The sequence below is a fragment of the Verrucosispora sp. WMMD1129 genome (genome assembly GCF_029581255.1).
GTDB lineage: Bacteria > Actinomycetota > Actinomycetes > Mycobacteriales > Micromonosporaceae > Micromonospora > Micromonospora sediminimaris.
The window spans coordinates 1,852,178-1,868,237 of record NZ_CP120741.1 but is presented as its reverse complement, the minus strand read 5'-3'; the positions used below and the strand labels follow the sequence as shown (position 1 = coordinate 1,868,237).

The following is a 16,060-nucleotide window of genomic DNA, read 5'->3' as shown; positions in this document are numbered from 1 at the left end:
GGCCAGTCGGCTGGTTTTCTGTCGGACCCAGCGCCTAGCGTGTCCCGCGTGACGCGAAGCTCAGGAAAGACGCCGGCGAAGGCAGGGGTGGCAACGATGGCGGCAGGTCCTGACCGGGAGAAGGCGCTCGACCTTGCTCTCGCTCAGATCGACAAGCAGTTCGGCAAGGGCTCGGTGATGCGGCTGGGGGAGCGACCGGTCATCCAGACCTCGGTCATTCCGACCGGTTCCATCGCGCTCGACGTGGCGCTCGGCGTGGGCGGTCTGCCCCGTGGCCGGGTCGTCGAGGTCTACGGCCCGGAGAGCAGCGGTAAGACCACGGTCGCCCTGCACGCGGTGGCCAACGCCCAGCGGGCCGGCGGCATCGCCGCCTTCATCGACGCCGAGCACGCGCTCGACCCGGAGTACGCCAGGGCCCTCGGTGTCGACACCGACGCCCTGCTGGTCTCCCAGCCGGACACCGGCGAGCAGGCGCTGGAGATCGCGGACATGCTGGTCCGCTCCGGCGCGATCGACATCATCGTGATCGACTCGGTGGCCGCGCTGGTGCCGCGCGCCGAGATCGAGGGCGAGATGGGCGACAGCCACGTCGGTCTCCAGGCCCGGCTGATGAGCCAGGCGCTGCGGAAGATCACCGGCGTGCTCAACAACACCGGCACCACCGCGATCTTCATCAACCAGCTCCGCGAGAAGATCGGCGTCATGTTCGGGTGCATGTCGTACTCGACCCGGGTCACCCTGGCCGACGGCACGCAGGAGAAGATCGGCAAGATCGTCAACCAGCGGATGGACGTCGAGGTTCTCTCCTACAACCCGGACACCGACCGGGTGGAGCCGAAGCGGATCACCAACTGGTTCAACAACGGCCCGGCGGAGCAGTTCCTCCAGTTCACCGTCGCCAAGTCGGGTGGCAACGGGCGGGCACAGTTCGCCGCCACCGCCAACCACCTGGTACGCACTCCGGGCGGCTGGCGGGAAGCGGGTGAGCTGATCGCTGGTGACCGGGTGATGCTCGCCGAGTCACGCCGCCTCAGCGAGCAGCAGTGGCAGGTCGTGCTCGGTTCGCTGATGGGCGATGGCGCCCTGTCGCCGAACCGTCAGGACCGGTCCGGTGTCCGCTTCCGCCTCGGCCACGGTGCACAGCAGGTCGACTACCTCGACTGGAAGGTCTCGCTGCTGGGCAACATCGGCCACTCCCGGCGTACCGACGCACGGGGCGCTGCCTTCGTCGACTTCACCCCGCTGCCGGAGTTGGACGAGCTGCGCCGCGCGGTCTACCTGGGTGACGGCAAAAAGCACCTCAGCTGGGACTACCTCAAGGCGCTGACTCCTCTGGCGCTCGCGGTGTGGTACATGGACGACGGCTGCTTCACCGTCCGCTCCAAGGGCCTGCAGGAGCGTACGGCCGGCGGTTCCGGCCGGATCGAGATCTGCGTCGAGGCGATGGCGGAGGGCAGCCGGGATCGTCTGGTGGAGCATCTGCGCGACGCGTACGGGATGGACGTGAAGCTGGTCTCCCGGGGGGCCCGGCAGACGGCGTCGATCATCTTCACCACCGAGTCGTCGGCGAGGTTCCAGGAACTGGTCGCTCCCTACGTGCCGGCGGCGATGGAGGCCAAGCTTCTGCCGCGCTTCCGGGGCCAGTGCGCCGTCGAGCCGCAGTTCGTCGCGGCGGAGCTGATGCCGGTGCCGGCACGGGTCATCGATGTCCGGGTCAAGCCGAAGACCCGTTCGATGAACCGGTTCGACATCGAGGTTGAGGGCAACCACAACTACTTCGTCGACGGCGTCATGGTGCACAACAGCCCTGAGACCACCACCGGTGGTCGGGCGTTGAAGTTCTACGCCTCGGTCCGGCTCGACGTGCGGCGCATCGAGAGCCTGAAGGACGGCACCGACGTGGTCGGTAACCGGACCCGGGTAAAGGTGGTGAAGAACAAGGTCGCGTCCCCGTTCAAGCAGGCCGAGTTCGACATCATGTACGGCAAGGGCATCTCCCGTGAGGGCTCGCTGATCGACGTCGGCGTCGAGCAGTCGATCATTCGCAAGTCCGGCGCCTGGTACACCTACGAGGGTGACCAGCTGGGCCAGGGCAAGGAGAAGGCCCGCGAATTCCTCCGGGAGAACCCGGACGTGGCTGCCGAGATCGAGAAGAAGATCCTGGAGAAGCTCGGCGTCGGGGTCGGCGCGGGCGATGCCGCCGGTGGCCCGGAGCTGCCGCCGGTCGACTTCTGATCGACGATCCGTGGCAGGACGACGTGCCCGCTCGGGGCGGGGCTGGGATGCCAGCCCGCCCCGAGCGGGTGACGCCACACCACGACCCCGCCGAGGCCGCCGCGCTGCCGGCAACACCTCCGACCCGGGTGCCCCGGCGTCGGTCGATTCTCCGGACGCGTCGGCATGGGATACCTCCCGGGGCAGGGCCGGTTCCGCCCGACGGGCCGGCGGTTCGGCACGCGAGGATGCGGCATCCACGCCTCGTGACGAGGCCGAGGTGGCCCGGGAGATCTGCCTGCGGCAGCTCGCGGTGCGTCCGCGTACCCGTGCCGAGTTGGCCACCGTGTTGGCGCGGCGGGGCATCTCCGAGGAGACCGCCGAACAGGTCCTCGACCGGTACGACGAGGTCGGCATCATCGACGACGCCGCGTTCGCCCGCGCCTGGGTGAGCAGCCGGCATGCCGGCCGGGGGCTGGCTCGCCGGGCACTCGCCAACGAGCTGCGCCAACGCGGCGTGGACGGCGACACGGCCAGCGAGGCGTTGGACGAGTTGGACGAGACCACCGAGGCGGAGACCGCCCGTGCCCTGGTGGAACGGAAGCTGCGGACCGCCCGGGGCGAGCCGGACGCGGTGTTCCGGCGGCTGGTCGGCATGCTGGCCCGCAAGGGCTACCCGGCCGGTGTCGCGATCCGGGCGGTGAAGGAGGCGATCGCCGCGCAAAGCGCCGAGGCGGCCGAGTTCGCCGAGCAGATCGACGCCGACGCCCTCGCCGACGCCGAGGGTGAGATCGACCGCTGACCGCGCATTCGCGCTCTCATGCCGTCCACCAACTGTGATCCCGGCCTGGCCCGTCCCGGGAGCGCGGGCGATGCGTGTGGCGCGGCTGCGACGACCACCTTCGCGACGTGACCAGCCCGGATGAGTCAACCCGACGTTGGTTGTTCGTCTTTTTTGCCCGCTGGCGTCCGAGTGTTCATAGGCGGAGGGTGACTATTTAACTTCTCTCCGTCCGGGTGGTTTGATCATCCGTTCTTGACCGGAGCCCGGTTGAGACCTAGCCTCGCCATAAAGGCTCACATTGCCCGACCAAGCGCAGGCTAAGCGCACAACATAGATCCCGTAACAGAACAGCATCACTTTGGCCGGCACCATCGGCCGCGTACGTCAGCTCCGGACGGGCCGGTCCGGGCTCACGTGACAGTGCACCCGGCCCGCCGACGGCCGTCAGGGACGTCGGCGGAGGAAGCCAACCCACGGCCATGCGCTCCGGTCGGGCGTCCAGAGTCGCAGGAGCGTGCCCACCCGGCAGGCTGTTGCGGCGCGACGGTTCAGGGGAGGCGCGCCATGGCGAGGCGGCACAGGTTCACCGGAGTCTCGGTATGAGCGAGCGGAGCGGGCCGATCTTGAGGCTTCGTTCGGCGTTGCCCACCAGGGGCACGTCTCGGAACGGAGCGCCGGCATGAGCGCGGGGGCGGCCGCTCCCGGTGCGGCGGAGTCCGGGGCCAGCGATGACGGTGAGCAGAGTTCCGGCCCACCTGCTGTCGCCCTCGGCGTTGGCGACCGGCCGGACGGAGCCGTTCGATGAGCGCCTTCGACGTCGTGATCCTGACCGCCGTGCTGGTGCTGACCCTCGTGGTGCTCGGTGCGGTGCTGTTCGGCCTGCGCCTGATGCGGGGTTTCATGTCGCGTCCGGCGGCGGAGGATCCGGCGTACGTCGCGGAGAAGGACCGGCAGGAGCAGTCGCTGGCCGCGCTGCGCACGGCCGCCGACGAGGCGAACAGCACCATCGACGTGGCGAAGTCCGCGGCGGCGGCGGCCCGCGCCGAGGCGGCGGCGGCCAAGGCCGAGGCGAAGGCCGCCCGGGCGGAGGCACGTCGGGTGCTCGACGACGCCCGCGCCGAGGCGGACACGGTGCTGGAACGGGCGCACAAGCAGGCCGAGGCGGACGCCGAGCAGTTGCGCACGGCGGCCCGGCGCAGCGGTGAGCGTGAGGTGGCGGTGCTGGCCGCGACCACCCGGGAGCAGGCCGCCGAGGTGGAGCGGCGGGCGACCCGGATGGACGAGCGGGAGCGGCTGCACACCGAGGAGGTGGAGCGGCTCGCGGAACGGGAACGGCAGCTCACTGCGGCCAACGCCGCGCTGGCGGCCCGTGAGGCGGCGCTGGCCGAGCGGGAGTCCGAGCTGGCCGAGGTGGAGAACCAGCGGCGACGGGAGCTGGAGCGGGTCGCCGGGTTGACCGCCGACGCCGCGCGGGCCGAGTTGGTCGAGGCGATCGAGGGCCAGGCGAAGCGGGAGGCCGCGCTGTTGGTCCGGGACATCGAGTCCGACGCCAGGTCGACGGCCGAGCAGCGGGCCCGGCACATCGTGGTCGACGCCATCCAGCGGGTGGCCAGTGAGCAGACCGCCGAGAGCGTGGTGAGTGTGCTGCACCTGCCGGGCGACGAGATGAAGGGGCGGATCATCGGCCGGGAAGGCCGCAACATCCGGGCCTTCGAGTCGGTCACCGGGGTCAACCTGATCATTGACGACACTCCCGAGGCGGTGCTGCTGTCCTGCTTCGACCCGGTGCGCCGGGAGGTCGGCCGGTTGACGCTGGAGAAGCTGGTGCTGGACGGCCGGATCCACCCGCACCGCATCGAGGAGGTGCACGAGCTGGCCCGGCAGGAGGTGGACCAGCTCTGCCACCGGGCCGCCGAGGACGCCCTGGTGCAGGTCGGCATCACCGAGATCCACCCGGAGCTGGTCACCCTGCTGGGTCGGTTGCGTTACCGCACGTCGTACGGGCAGAACGTGCTCAAGCACCTGGTGGAGACCGCGCACATCGCCGGGATCATGGCGGCCGAGCTGCGCTTGGACGTGCCGTTGATCAAGCGGTCGGCTTTCCTGCACGACATCGGCAAGGCGCTCACCCACGAGGTGGAGGGCAGTCACGCGCTCATCGGTGCGGACGTGGCCCGTAAGTACGGCGAGAGCGAGGACGTGGTGCACGCCATCGAGGCGCACCACAACGAGGTGCCGCCGCAGACCGTGGAGGCGGTGCTGACCCAGGCGTCCGACGCCTGCTCGGGTGGGCGGCCGGGGGCGCGGCGGGAGAGCCTGGAGGCGTACGTCAAGCGGCTGGAACGCATCGAGGAGATCGCCGCCGGCAAGGTCGGCGTGGAGAAGGTCTTCGCGATGCAGGCGGGCCGGGAGATCCGGGTGATGGTCAAGCCCGACGACGTCGACGACATCGGCGCTGCGGTGCTGGCCCGGGACGTGGCCAAGCAGGTCGAGGAGGAGTTGACCTATCCGGGGCAGATCCGGGTGACGGTGGTCCGCGAGTCCCGGGTCACCGAGATCGCCCGCTGAGGCATAAGGAAAGGGCCCCTGCTCGCCGAGCAGAGGCCCTTCCTATGTTGCTAGGGGTGCGCGCCGACCGGTCCCGACCGTCCCGCACCGAAGCGGTATCCGCTCACCCCTGTGGCTCGGAGACGGTGGCGCCGCCCTCGGGGGTGGAGTCCGCCGCTCCGGCCGGTGCGGTCTGCTTCGGCACCCGGAAGGCTCGGACACCGGTGCGTCGGTCCAACCAGCCGGCGAACCAGGTGAGCAGTGAGTTGATCACGATGTAGATGACGGCAGCGACGATCGCGCAGGCGATGATGTTGCCGTAGTTGGCGGAGAGGTCGTTGACGCCGCGCTGGAGCAGCTCCGGGTAGGCCACGATGTAGCCGAGCGCGGTGTCCTTGAGCAGCACCACCAGCTGGCTGACGATGATCGGCAGCATGGCGCGGGCTGCCTGGGGCAGCAGGATCATCCGCATCACCTGGTTCTTGCGCATGCCGATCGCGTACGCCGCCTCGGACTGCCCGCCGGGCACGGCCCGGATGCCGGCCCGGAACGCCTCGGCCAGCACCGACCCGTTGTAGAGGGTCAGGCCGATCACCACGGCCCAGAAGGCGGTCACCGGACCCTTGATGAGGAACGGTACGCCGTAGAAGATGAAGAAGATCATCAGCAGCAGCGGGACGGCGCGGAAGAACTCCACCACCATGCCGGCCGGCACGCTGATCCACCAGCGGTCGGAGAGCCGGCCGAAGGCGAAGACGACGCCGAAGGCGAGCGACAGCACCATGCCGACCCCGGCCGCCTTCAGGGTCGCCCACAGGCCCGGCAGGATGAACTGGGTCCAGGTGGCCGACCGGGTGAACGGCTCCCACAGCCGGGGTTCCCACTGGTTCGCCTGATCGAACTTCGTGTAGATCCAGTAGAGCAGGGCGAGCAGCGCGACGCCGAAGACGACACTCAGCACCGCGTTGCGTACCTTGGCCCGGGGCCCCGGGTGGTCGTAGAGGACGTTGCTGGTGCTCATCAGCGCTTCACCGCCAGTCGGTTGGCCAGCCAGCCGAAGAAGTAGCCGGTGGGGATGAGCAGTGCGGCGAACGTGCCGGCGAAGACCAGGAAGATCAGAATGACGGCGTTACCGTAGCTGTTGAGCAGGTCCTTCATGACGCTGGAGGCCTCGACGAGCCCGATGGTGCCGACGATCGTGGCGTTCTTGCAGAGCGCGATCAGGATGCTGCCGAAGGGCGCGATCACCGAGCGGGCGGCCTGCGGCAGCACCACGATCCGCAGCGTCTGCGCGAACGACAGCCCGATCGCCCGGGCCGCCTCGGCCTGGCCGGTCGGCACGGTGTTGATGCCCGAGCGCACCGCCTCGCAGACGAAGGCGGCGGTGTAGGTCGACAGGCCGATCACACCGAGCCAGTAGATGTTGACGTCGAGCTCCTGAGACAGGCTCAGCCCGAGGGTGGCGTACAGCCCGAAGTAGCAGAAGAAGATGACCAGCGTCAGCGGAGTGTTGCGGAAGATGTTGACCCAGGCAGCGCCGAAGCCGCGCAGCACGGGTACGGGGGAGACCCGCATCGCGGCCAGCAGCACGCCGATGACCAGCGCGCAGACCGCGGACGCGCCGGTCAGCTTGAGGATCCAGACGAAGCCCGACACGAATGCGTCGAGGTTCTCCGGATCGGTGAATACGTCCATGCTTCGGCTCCCGGGGCACGTGGCGGCGGCCGGTGACAGGCCGGAGCCGGCACCCGCAAGGGGTGCCGGCTCCGGTACCGGTCAGACAGCGCCGCAGTGGGTCAGCTTGGTGGTGTCCAGCTCGGGCGCGGGGGTGCCGCTCTTGCCCAGGGTGGCGTCCCAGGCGGCCTTGTAGCTGCCGTCCTCGGCCGCGGCCTTGAGGATCTCGTTGACCTTCTCGCAGCCGGCCGTGTCGTCCTTCTTCACGCCGATGCCGTACGGCTCGTCCGAGAAGGTCTTGCCGACGACCTTGAACTTACCGGCGTACTGCTCCTGCGCGGCGTAGCCGGCGAGGATGATGTCATCGGTGGTCACCGCGTCGACCTGGCCGTTTTCCAGCAGCGGCAGGCACTTGGAGTACGCGTCGAACTGCTGCAGTCGGGCCTTCGGGTGATCCTCCTGGATCCGCTTGGCCGGGGTCGAGCCGGTCGCCGAGCAGACCGTCTTGCCCTCCAGGGACTCCGGCCCGGTGATGTCGGAGTCGGCGCGGACCAGCAGGTCCTGTCCAGCGAGGTAGTACGGGCCGGCGAAGCTGACCTTCTGCTTACGCTCGTCGTTGATGGTGTAGGTGGCCACCACCAGGTCGACGGTGCCCTGCTGGATGAAGGGCTCACGGTTGGCCGACACGGTGGTCTTCCACTCGATGTTGCCCTCCTCGACGCCGAGGCCCTTTGCGATGATCTTCGCGAGCTCGATCTCGAAGCCCTCGTACTGGCTGCCGGTCTGCAGGCCCAGGCCCGGCTGGTCGGCCTTGACGCCGATGACCAGCTTCTTCTGGCTCTCCGCCTTGCCGATGATGCCACCGGCGCCCGTGCCGGAACCGCCCTCGTCGCTGTCCCCGCCACAACCGGCCATCGCGACCGCGAGGCCGGCGACGGCAGCGATCGCCGCCATCCGCTTCATTCGCATACCTGTTCTCCTTCTTCGACTGGAGCCGGCCGGGTCACGGCCCGCTCCACTACCGGACGCCTAATGGGTGAGGATTTTGGAGAGGAAGTCCTTGGCGCGCTCACTGCGCGGGTTCGCGAAGAACTCCGTCGGAGCGGCGTCCTCGACGAGCTTGCCGTCGGCCATGAAGATGACCCGGTTCGCCGCGTGCCGCGCGAAACCCATCTCGTGGGTGACCACGACCATGGTCATCCCGTCGCGGGCGAGGGAGGTCATCACGTCCAGCACCTCGCCGACCATCTCGGGGTCCAGCGCGCTGGTCGGCTCGTCGAAGAGCATCGCCTTGGGCTGCATGGCCAGCGCCCGGGCGATCGCGGCGCGCTGCTGCTGGCCGCCGGAGAGCTGGGCCGGATACTTGTCGGCCTGGTTGGCGATGCCGACCCGGTCGAGCAGGGCCAGACCCCGCTCGCGGGCCGCCGCCGGCTTCTCCTTGCGGACCTTGATCGGGCCGAGGGTGACGTTCTCCAGGATCGTCTTGTGCGCGAAGAGGTTGAACGACTGGAACACCATGCCGACCTCGCTGCGCAGCTTGGCCAGCGCCTTGCCCTCGGCCGGCAGCGTCCGGCCGTCGAAGGTGATGGTGCCGGAATTGATCGGCTCCAGCCGGTTGATGGTGCGGCACAGCGTCGACTTGCCGGAGCCGGACGGGCCGATCACCACGACCACCTCGCCCCGCCCCACCGACAGCGAGACGTCGTCCAGCACATGCAACGGCCCGAACCATTTGTTGACCGAGTCCAGCACGATGAGCGGTTCGCCCGTCGCCACGTCGTCTGTCCTCCTCGTCGCTGTCGGGGTCGGTCGACCCCCGGTAGCGGCCACTGTAGGCGGGCTGACGTGGCGGAACACAACCCAGATGGTCACGGAGCGGTAACACCCTGGATGATCCGACTCCGGCGTCCGAATTTGACCCACCCGGCTGGCGTCCCGCCCGGGTGACGGAGATCATGAGGAGATGACCGAGCCCGTGCGGTTGACCCGGTACGCCCGTGGCGGCGGCTGTGCCTGCAAGATCCCGCCGGGCGAGTTGGAGGCGATGGTCGCCGATCTCGGGCCCGTCGCCGGCACCGCCGAGCTGCTGGTCGGGCTCGACCACGGCGACGACGCCGCAGTGGTCCGGCTGGACGAGCGCACCGGCCTGGTGACCACCGCGGATTTCTTCACCCCGGTGGTCGACGACGCGTACGACTGGGGTCGGATCGCCGCCACCAACGCCCTGTCCGACGTGTACGCGATGGGCGGCACTCCGCTTGTCGCGCTCAACCTGCTCTGCTGGCCTCGCGAGGTGCTGCCGCTGGACCTGGCGCGGGAGGTGCTGCGCGGCGGCCTGGACGTGGCCCGCGCAGCCGGCTGTCATCTGGCCGGCGGGCACAGCGTCGACGACGACGGCCCGAAGTACGGCCTGGCGGTCACCGGGCTGGTCCGGCCGGAAGAGTTGATCACCTTGGACGCCGGGCGGGTCGGCCTGCCGTTGTCGCTGACCAAGCCGCTCGGCGTCGGCGTGCTCAACACCCGCCACAAGAGCACCGGCGAGAGCTTCCCGGCGGCGGTGGCGGCGATGACCACGCTGAACCGGGACGCCGCGCGGGCGGCCGTGGCGGCCGGCGTGCGCTGCGGCACCGACGTGACCGGATTCGGTCTGCTCGGGCACGCCTCGAAGCTGGCCCGGGCGAGCCGGCTGACGGTGGCGATCGACACCGCCCGGGTGCCGTACCTGGCCGGTGCCCGCGAGGCGGTCCGGGACGGGTACGTCAGCGGTGGTTCCCGCCGCAACCTGGAGTGGGTTACCCCGTGGACGGACTTCGGCGCGGCCAGCGAGGAGGATCGGCTGTTGCTGGCCGACGCGCAGACCTCCGGCGGGCTGCTGATCGCCGGGGAGATACCGGGCGCCCCGGTGATCGGTGAGCTGCTGCCCCCCGGGGAACACCGGGTCGTCCTGCGCTGAAGGCAGGTTTCGGTACGCGTGCCGTTGCGTGGGAACGCGCACGATACCCGATAAACTGTCATCTTCCCGCTACCTGGAGCGATGATGCTCCGGGAAATTTGGGCCAGAATGGTCACAGACCGGTAACTTGCCCCCGGCTGGGGGCAAATGCCCCCCACCATCGTCGTATGGCCCGATCCGGAGGCCGGTGGGGACGAGCACAGCGAGGAGACGGCATGACCGAGCTGTGGAACTGGAGAATTGACCAGGTACGACCGGTGGAGGTCTACCCGGCGCTGGCCGACGCGCTCGGTCGGGTGGTGATGCCACTGGCGGTGGCGGATCCGCTGCGGCTGCCGACGTACGCGGTGGTCTGCGACGTCTGGCAGGCGCCGGGGGAGTTCGCCACGATCGTGGACTGCTACGGCGTACCTGACGAGTTGCCCGAGCTGCCCAGCATCGCGGCGCTGGCCCGGCTGCTCGGCCGCAACTGCCTGCTGCGGGACGACACGCTCGACGACACCCGGCACCTTCTGGTGGCCCCGGACGGCAGCATCCGCCCGGTCCACTTCGACGTCCGGGAGACCGACGACGGCGAGGTGCTCAGCGACCGCCGGCTGTGCACCGAGGCGGATCCGCGCTGCCGGGGCTGGTCGCGCTGCCACCGCTCCCGCTGGGCGCCCGACTCGGTCAACCCCGCCCTCGCCGCCGCCTGAGCCTCAGTTGCCGGCCGGCGCGGCGGGTCGGCTGCCGCCGCGCACCATCGACTCGTCGAGCAGGGCGCGGGTGGCGGCGGCGAACGGCTTCTCCTCGTTTGCGTCCGATTCCTCGGGCCCGGCTACGCTGTGCACGTCATGACTACCGCAGCGGCGGGCGGCCCGCGCACCTACCAGGTGCGCACCTACGGCTGCCAGATGAACGTGCACGACTCCGAGCGCATCTCCGGCCTGCTTGAGCAGGCGGGTTACGTCCGCGCGGGCGAGGCCGAGGACACCCCCGACGTGGTGGTGTTCAACACCTGCGCGGTCCGCGAGAACGCGGACAACCGGCTCTACGGCAACCTCGGTCACCTGCGCCCGGTCAAGAACCGGCACCCGGGGATGCAGATCGCCGTCGGTGGCTGCCTTGCCCAGAAGGACCGGGGCGACATCGTCCGCCGGGCACCCTGGGTGGACGTGGTCTTCGGCACCCACAACATCGGCTCGCTGCCGGTGCTGCTGGAGCGCGCCCGGCACAACGCCGCCGCCGAGGTGGAGATCCTCGAATCCCTCGACGTCTTCCCCTCGACGCTGCCGACCCGCCGCGAGTCGACGTACGCCGGCTGGGTGTCGATCTCGGTGGGCTGCAACAACACCTGCACCTTCTGCATCGTGCCGTCGCTGCGTGGCAAGGAGAAGGACCGCCGCCCCGGCGACATCCTCAGCGAGGTACGCGCACTCGTTGACGAGGGCGTGCTGGAGGTGACCCTGCTCGGGCAGAACGTCAACTCCTACGGCGTCGAGTTCGGCGACCGGTACGCCTTCGGCAAGCTGCTGCGCGCCTGCGGCGAGATCGACGGGCTGGAGCGGGTGCGGTTCACCAGCCCGCACCCGAAGGACTTCACCGACGACGTAATCGCGGCGATGGCCGAGACGCCGAACGTCTGCCCCTCGCTGCACATGCCGTTGCAGTCCGGCTCCGACGACGTGCTGCGCGCGATGCGCCGTTCATACCGGTCGGAGAAGTACCTGGGCATCATCGAGAAGGTCCGCGCCGCCATGCCCGACGCGGCGATCACCACCGACATCATCGTCGGCTTCCCCGGCGAGACCGAGGCGGACTTCGAGCGCACCCTGGACGTGGTCCGTGAGGCGAGGTTCTCCTCCGCCTTCACCTTCCAGTACTCCAAGCGCCCCGGCACGCCGGCCGCGACCATGGACGGCCAACTGCCCAAGCAGATCGTGCAGGAGCGGTACGAGCGGCTGATCGCCTGCGTGGAGGAGATCACCTGGGCGGAGAACAAGAAGCTCGTCGGCGAGACCGTCGAGGTGCTGGTCGCCGTCGGTGAGGGCCGCAAGGACGAGCGCACCGGCCGGATGTCGGGGCGGGCCCGCGACGGCCGCCTGGTGCACTTCGCCACCGGTGGTGCCGGTGAACCTGGCGCTGCCGGCACGATCCGGCCGGGCGACATCGTGCACACCGCGATCACCTACGCCGCGCCGCACCACCTCAACGCCGACGGTGCGCCGCTGTCGCACCGCCGCACCCGGGCTGGCGACGCGGCCGAGGCAGGTCGCTCACCGCGTACCCCCGGGGTGCTGTTGGGGCTGCCCACGATCGGCGCGCCGGCCGCGGCGCCCACGCCGACGACCGGCTGCGCCGTCTCGCCCTGAGCCAGGTCGGCCTGTCTCCGGGCTCAAGCGTCCGCACGCAGGCGGCCATCCTGCTGGATCCGCTGGTAGCTGTCGTGGTCGACCCGCCACGGCCTCCCGGAGAGTGCTGCTGTCCGGCGGCGTGCCCGGCCGGGCCACCACCCACCACCTTGCGTCCTTTGCTCTGCTTCAACCCGCGCAACGGTGAGCGAGCGAAACCATTGCGTGGAGTGAAGCAGAGCAAAGGAGCCACCACACATACCCCGGCGGAGCCCGGCTGCGGCCAGGTCACGCAGCTCTGGGCGGCCTGTGTCGAAGTCCGGGGCCGGCCGGCGGCGGGCCTCGCGCGACGCCCGGCTGGACGCCGCCTGGACTCCGCCTCGACCGAGGACTTCGACACAGGCCCTGACCCTGCGGTCAGACCGAGATCCGACCGGCGCCCGCGCCGCCCGTCACGATCGACTTGACGTTGCTCGGGGTGTCCAGGGTGTACGAGTAGGGGATGCCGGCGACACTGCCGCCGGTCTGCCCGCCGCCCGAGTTGACGAAGTGGTTGTTGCGGGCCACCAGGGAGCCCGGGCCGGAGCTGCCCTCACCCAGGTGGTACGGGTCGGGGGTGTTCTCGAAGTAGTTGCCCTCGACCAGCACGCCGGCGTTCATCGTGGACGCGACGCCGTAGCCGCGCACGTTGCTGTAGTAGTTGTTGTAGACGTGCACCGGGTTGCCGAAGCGGACCCGGGGGTGGCGCTGGTTGCTGCCGTCGAACCAGTTGTGGTGGTACGACACCCGCAGATGGCCGACGTCCTGGCTGGCGTTGCTGTCGCTGTGCCCGAGCAGCATCGACTTGTCGTGGCCGTAGACCCGGTTCCAGGACACAGTGATGAAGTCGGAGCCGCGCTTGATGTCGACCGCGCCGTCGTAGCCGGCGGTGAAGCTGTTGTGGTCGATCCAGATGTTTGTGGCCGACTCCTGCACGTTGATCGCGTCGTCGTCCCAGTTCCGGAAGGTCAGGTTCCGGATGATGACGTTACGGTCGCCGTTGATGTTGAAGCCGCAGCCGGCGATCGTGGCGCCGGAGTTGCCGAGGATGGTCTTGTTGGAGCGGACCCGCAGCATCCCCGAGCAGTTGATGGTGCCGGAGACCCGGATCACCGCTGCGCTGCTGGAGTTGAGTGCGCTGGTCAACGCCGAGGCGTTGGTGACGGTGGTGGTGCCGGCGTTGCCGCCGCCGGTGGTGCCGCCGTTCTGGGTGGCCCAGCCGACCAGGCCGGTCTGCGGGCCCGGGTTGGGCGGGTTGGTTGGTGGGGGAGTGGTGCCACCGCCCAGCCGCACCAGCTGCCACCGCTGGTTGGCGCCGTCCAGATCGGCGTACTGCGAGATCATCGCCCCGTCGGCCGTGGACCATCCCCACAGGTCGAGGGCCTTGTTGCTGTGCCGGTTGACGAACCGCACGTCGCCGTTGGCGGAGTCCGCGAGCCGCCAGTGCTGCTTGGTGTCGCTGCTCGCGGTGACCTGGGTGACCTGCACCCCGTCGTTCGAGTTCGGGATGGCGACGACCTTGCCGGAGTGCCGGTTGCGCAGCTGGTAGTAGCCGCTGCCCACGTCGACGAACTGGAACTGCTGGTTGTTGCCGTCGAGGCGGCTGAACTGCCGGATCTCACCGCCGTCGGCGGTGGACCAGTTCCACAGATCCATGGCCTTGCCGCTGTGGCGGTTGACGAACACGTAGTAGGCGCCGGTGTCGACGGTCGCGGCGGCGGCCGGAGCGACGGTCACCGCGACGGCGGCGGCGGGCAGCGCGACGGCCGTCGCGGCCAGCACCGCCAACCGTCGCGTCAGGCGAGGCTTGACGTCTGCAAGCACGGTTTGTTCTCCTCATCCTCGATAAATGGGACGGATCGGATGACGCGCCGCGCACCGGCCGAACCGGCGAGCACGGCCGGCCCGGACCGGTCCGTGACGTGGGCGGCCACGGCGGTTGAGGGGGTGGCGTGGGCCGTGGCGAACGCCCGGATGCGTCACCCGGTGCGGTCGGCAGGGGGTACGCCTCGGCGGTGGAGGCTGCCGTGCCCGGCGGCAGCGATGCCGTGGCGGTCGCAGGATGCGCCCTGCCGTGGGATGAACTGGTCGGAATGGCTCCCGCGCCCTAGCCCTGGGGAGGGCAAGCGCTTTCCCAGGTAATCACAGATCGACGTCGATGTAAATGTCGTACGCTAACATCGCGGCGACCTGCGAAAAGGACGATGCCCTCGGCTCCCGCGTGGGAGAGCCGAGGGCATCGGACGTACGGCTCAGCCGGCCTGCTCGGCCAACTGGAGGAACTGGCGCTTCGAGGCGAGCGCCTGCTCGGCCTCCTTGATCCGCCGGGAGTCACCTGCGGCCTGCGCCCGGGCCAGCCGCTCCTCTGCCTCCGCGACCTGCGAACGCATCTGGGCCAGCAGCGGATTGTCCTCCCGGCTGGTGCGCCGCCAGGCCGAGTCCATCACCTCGCGGACCTTCTCGTCGACCGCGCGCAGCCGGCGCTCCAGCCCGGCGGCCGCCTCGCGCGGCACCCGACCGGCCTCGTGCCACTGCGCCTGGATCTCCCGCAGCTTCGCCTGGGCGCCCTTCGGGTCGCCGTCGATGTCGAGCGCCTCGGCCTCGGCGAGCAGTGCCTGCTTGCGCTCCAGGTTGGCGCGCTGCTCGTTGTCCCGGGCGGAGAAGACCTCGCTACGCCGGCTGAAGAAGGAGTCCTGGGCGGCCCGGAACCGCTCCCAGAGCCGCTGCTCGGCCTCCTTCGACGCGCGCGGCGCGGCCTTCCACTGCGTCATCAGGTTCTTGAGGTGGTTGGCCGTCGCCGCCCAGTCGGTCGATTCGGCGACCTTCTCGGCCTCGGCGACCAGCTCCTCCTTGACCGTCTGCGCCTGCTTGCGCTGCGCGTCGAGGGAGGCGAAGTGGGCACCCCGGCGGCGGGTGAAGCCGTCCCGCGCGGCCGCGAACCGCTTCCACAACTCGCCATCGGTCTTCTTGTCGACCCCTCGAATGGTCTTCCACTCGTCGAGGATCTCCTTGAGCCGGTCACCGGCGGTCTTCCAACCGGTCGACTCGGCAGCCAGCTTCTCGGCCTCCTCCACCAGGGCGGTCTTGCGGGCGAGGGCCTCGACGCGGGCGGCCTCCTTAGCCGCCCGGGCCTCACCGGCCTTCTCCTCGGCCACGGTGGCGAGCTTGTCGAGCCGGGTCGCCAGGGCGTCGATGTCACCGACGACGTGAGCCTCGGGGAGGGAAGCACGGATCCGTCGGATGGTGGCGAGCGAATGGTTGGCGTCCGCCGCACCGGAGTTGAGCCGTGCCTCGGTCAGGTCCACCTCGGTCACCAGGTCGGCGAAGCGGCGTGCGAAGTGTGCCAGCCCTTCCTCCGGTGCTCCCGCCTGCCAGGATCCGACCACCCGCTCGCCCTCGGCGGTCTTGACGTAAACGGTGCCGTCCGCGTCCACCCGTCCGAAGGCAGTCCAGTCGCTCATGTGCCCATCCTCGTTCTCCCGGCACCAGGGAGCAGTCTCCCGGGCGCCGCCACGGCGC

13 protein-coding genes and 3 pseudogenes are annotated in these 16,060 nt (G+C 69.9%); 9 read left to right on the top strand and 7 right to left on the bottom strand.

The annotated features are described in order from the left end of the window. Positions 1-96: 96 nt before the first annotated feature. From recA to rny, 6 genes and pseudogenes are all read left to right on the top strand, one after another. Positions 97-711 (top strand): annotated as a pseudogene (gene recA / locus O7624_RS08505) (recombinase RecA); the annotation flags it as partial. Then, a pseudogene (locus O7624_RS30660) lies at positions 703-1,563 on the top strand (recombinase RecA); the annotation flags it as partial. The pseudogenes recA and O7624_RS30660, both read left to right, overlap by 9 nt. Positions 1,564-1,643: 80 nt before the next feature. Further along, positions 1,644-1,986 (top strand): annotated as a pseudogene (locus O7624_RS30655) (hypothetical protein); the annotation flags it as partial. Beyond that, positions 1,978-2,235: a hypothetical protein gene (locus O7624_RS30650; RefSeq protein ID WP_348650365.1), complete on the top strand. Its 258-nt coding sequence runs from the start codon at positions 1,978-1,980 to the stop codon at positions 2,233-2,235. The pseudogene O7624_RS30655 and the gene O7624_RS30650, both read left to right, overlap by 9 nt. A gap of 10 nt (positions 2,236-2,245) precedes the next feature. Further along, positions 2,246-3,016 (top strand): regulatory protein RecX, encoded by a 771-nt coding sequence (locus O7624_RS08490; RefSeq protein WP_282239611.1) that lies wholly within the window; start codon positions 2,246-2,248, stop codon positions 3,014-3,016. A gap of 783 nt (positions 3,017-3,799) precedes the next feature. Next, positions 3,800-5,566, top strand: coding sequence for a ribonuclease Y (rny, locus tag O7624_RS08485; protein ID WP_282239610.1), 1,767 nt, complete (start codon positions 3,800-3,802; stop codon positions 5,564-5,566). A gap of 103 nt (positions 5,567-5,669) precedes the next feature. Here the strand turns inward: rny and O7624_RS08480 are convergent, their stop codons facing one another. From O7624_RS08480 to O7624_RS08465, 4 genes are all read right to left on the bottom strand, one after another. After that, positions 5,670-6,566 (bottom strand): amino acid ABC transporter permease, encoded by an 897-nt coding sequence (locus O7624_RS08480; RefSeq protein ID WP_282239609.1) that lies wholly within the window; start codon positions 6,564-6,566, stop codon positions 5,670-5,672. Then, positions 6,566-7,240, bottom strand: a complete 675-nt coding sequence (locus O7624_RS08475) for an amino acid ABC transporter permease (protein ID WP_282239608.1) — start codon at positions 7,238-7,240, stop codon at positions 6,566-6,568. Before O7624_RS08475 ends, O7624_RS08480 begins: the two co-directional genes overlap by 1 nt. 81 nt (positions 7,241-7,321) lie before the next feature. Beyond that, positions 7,322-8,188, bottom strand: a complete 867-nt coding sequence (locus O7624_RS08470) for a glutamate ABC transporter substrate-binding protein (protein ID WP_282239607.1) — start codon at positions 8,186-8,188, stop codon at positions 7,322-7,324. 60 nt (positions 8,189-8,248) lie between these two features. Beyond that, complete coding sequence (locus O7624_RS08465) at positions 8,249-8,995, bottom strand: amino acid ABC transporter ATP-binding protein (protein ID WP_282239606.1); 747 nt, start codon at positions 8,993-8,995, stop codon at positions 8,249-8,251. A 187-nt stretch (positions 8,996-9,182) separates the two neighbouring features. Between O7624_RS08465 and selD the strand changes: the two genes are divergently transcribed. Together selD and O7624_RS08455 are read left to right on the top strand one after the other, a co-directional pair. Next, a complete protein-coding gene (gene selD / locus O7624_RS08460) occupies positions 9,183-10,172 on the top strand; it encodes a selenide, water dikinase SelD (RefSeq protein WP_282239605.1) in 990 nt (329 codons plus the stop codon). Positions 10,173-10,387: 215 nt separating this feature from the next. Next, positions 10,388-10,867, top strand: coding sequence for a hypothetical protein (locus O7624_RS08455; RefSeq protein WP_093410236.1), 480 nt, complete (start codon positions 10,388-10,390; stop codon positions 10,865-10,867). Positions 10,868-10,870: 3 nt separating this feature from the next. On the opposite strand, the gene O7624_RS08450 is transcribed toward O7624_RS08455, so the two are convergent. Further along, positions 10,871-11,002 carry a hypothetical protein gene (locus tag O7624_RS08450; protein WP_282239604.1) on the bottom strand — a complete coding sequence of 44 codons (132 nt, stop codon included), beginning with the start codon at positions 11,000-11,002 and terminating at the stop codon, positions 10,871-10,873. Positions 11,003-11,005: 3 nt separating this feature from the next. Here O7624_RS08450 and miaB point away from each other — a divergent pair, with 3 nt between their 5' ends. Then, positions 11,006-12,523, top strand: a complete 1,518-nt coding sequence (gene miaB / locus O7624_RS08445; RefSeq protein WP_282239603.1) for a tRNA (N6-isopentenyl adenosine(37)-C2)-methylthiotransferase MiaB — start codon at positions 11,006-11,008, stop codon at positions 12,521-12,523. A gap of 396 nt (positions 12,524-12,919) precedes the next feature. Here miaB and O7624_RS08440 read toward each other — a convergent pair whose 3' ends face one another. Together O7624_RS08440 and O7624_RS08435 are read right to left on the bottom strand one after the other, a co-directional pair. After that, on the bottom strand, positions 12,920-14,365 hold the full coding sequence (locus O7624_RS08440) for an RICIN domain-containing protein (RefSeq protein WP_282239602.1): 1,446 nt from the start codon (positions 14,363-14,365) through the stop codon (positions 12,920-12,922). Between the two features lie 428 nt (positions 14,366-14,793). Next, positions 14,794-16,002, bottom strand: coding sequence for a DUF349 domain-containing protein (locus O7624_RS08435; protein ID WP_093410241.1), 1,209 nt, complete (start codon positions 16,000-16,002; stop codon positions 14,794-14,796). Positions 16,003-16,060 lie beyond the last annotated feature (58 nt).